Source organism: Lampropedia hyalina DSM 16112, from assembly GCF_900129055.1.
Lineage (GTDB): Bacteria > Pseudomonadota > Gammaproteobacteria > Burkholderiales > Burkholderiaceae_C > Lampropedia > Lampropedia hyalina.
Genome location: NZ_FQUZ01000025.1, coordinates 3,328 through 4,921, shown reverse-complemented (window position 1 = coordinate 4,921; position 1,594 = coordinate 3,328). Strand labels below are relative to the sequence as shown.

Below are 1,594 nucleotides of genomic sequence, written 5' to 3'. Positions count from 1 at the left end.
CTTTTCTAAGCTGCCTATTCGGCAGTGAACGCGTTCACCACTTTGGTGGGTCGCACCGACCTTTTCTAAGCTGCCTATTCGGCAGTGAACGTAAGCCTGGTCGTCCTTGCCGAACTTGACCATTTCTAAGCTGCCTATTCGGCAGTGAACATTGGAAACCGCTTGAGTCGTTTCATTCTGACTTTCTAAGCTGCCTATTCGGCAGTGAACGACGCGCTCACAGCTCAAATGACCGCGACGCTTTTCTAAGCTGCCTATTCGGCAGTGAACATATTCCATGACGTACCCGCCATCAGGCGGGCATTTCTAAGCTGCCTATTCGGCAGTGAACCTCCCGAGAAACCCCGGCCTTCAGGCCGGGGATTTCTAAGCTGCCTATTCGGCAGTGAACCGCTGGCGGGCGAGGGCCTCGGCAGCGGTGTCTTTCTAAGCTGCCTATTCGGCAGTGAACATAGACAACGACGAAACAAAACAACTTGCAAATTTCTAAGCTGCCTATTCGGCAGTGAACTTGCTTGGGTCATTTTGAATCTCCTTGGTTTTTTTCTAAGCTGCCTATTCGGCAGTGAACGCGGCCCGCCTGAATACTGCTACCCGGCGGAATTTCTAAGCTGCCTATTCGGCAGTGAACTTAGCGAGATACTCAAATGTCGGGTGGTAGTATTTCTAAGCTGCCTATTCGGCAGTGAACCCAGCCGCTGGGCTGCCCGCGAATTTGACGACTTTCTAAGCTGCCTATTCGGCAGTGAACTTGAGCCTGGGCGGCAATGGTTTGCTGGCATGTTTCTAAGCTGCCTATTCGGCAGTGAACTTGTTGAGGGCGGTGATCTGGCCAGACTGGCTTTTCTAAGCTGCCTATTCGGCAGTGAACTTGCGCTGGAGCGTCGCCCGCTCCTGGGCAGCTTTCTAAGCTGCCTATTCGGCAGTGAACCGACCTGTTAGCCCGCGTGGCGCGGCACATGCTTTCTAAGCTGCCTATTCGGCAGTGAACTGGGAGCGCGAAGCAACCTTTTACACCTTCGATTTCTAAGCTGCCTATTCGGCAGTGAACGGCATCTGCGTGCAGTGCGTGAGCGTATCACCTTTCTAAGCTGCCTATTCGGCAGTGAACGTGCTTTTTCAAAACAACGCAAGCATTATTTGTTTTCTAAGCTGCCTATTCGGCAGTGAACGAGCGCAGCCAGTCCATCGTCAATGACTCGATTTTCTAAGCTGCCTATTCGGCAGTGAACTCAAAAGGGTGCGCGGGGTGGGTCAGGTAGTCTTTCTAAGCTGCCTATTCGGCAGTGAACAAATCCTAGCCCGCACTTGCGAGTTTTGGGCTTTTCTAAGCTGCCTATTCGGCAGTGAACGTCACTTACTGGGAACCCTACGTGCCCGCGAATTTCTAAGCTGCCTATTCGGCAGTGAACGTATTCGGAATTCCTGGTTGATTTCTGACTACATTTCTAAGCTGCCTATTCGGCAGTGAACACAAAGACCACTGCCTAATCCTCGACTTCGCCTTTCTAAGCTGCCTATTCGGCAGTGAACACCAAAATCGGAGAATTGCACACCTCTATCCATTTCTAAGCTGCCTATTCGGCAGTGAACA

Annotated in this window: 1 CRISPR repeat array. The window is 51.7% G+C overall.

Annotation, left to right across the window (positions count from 1 at the left end):
• Window positions 1-2: 2 nt before the first annotated feature.
• Window positions 3-1,593: direct repeats of the CRISPR family, unit length 28 nt; unit sequence TTTCTAAGCTGCCTATTCGGCAGTGAAC.
• Between the last annotated feature and the right edge of the window lies 1 nt (window position 1,594).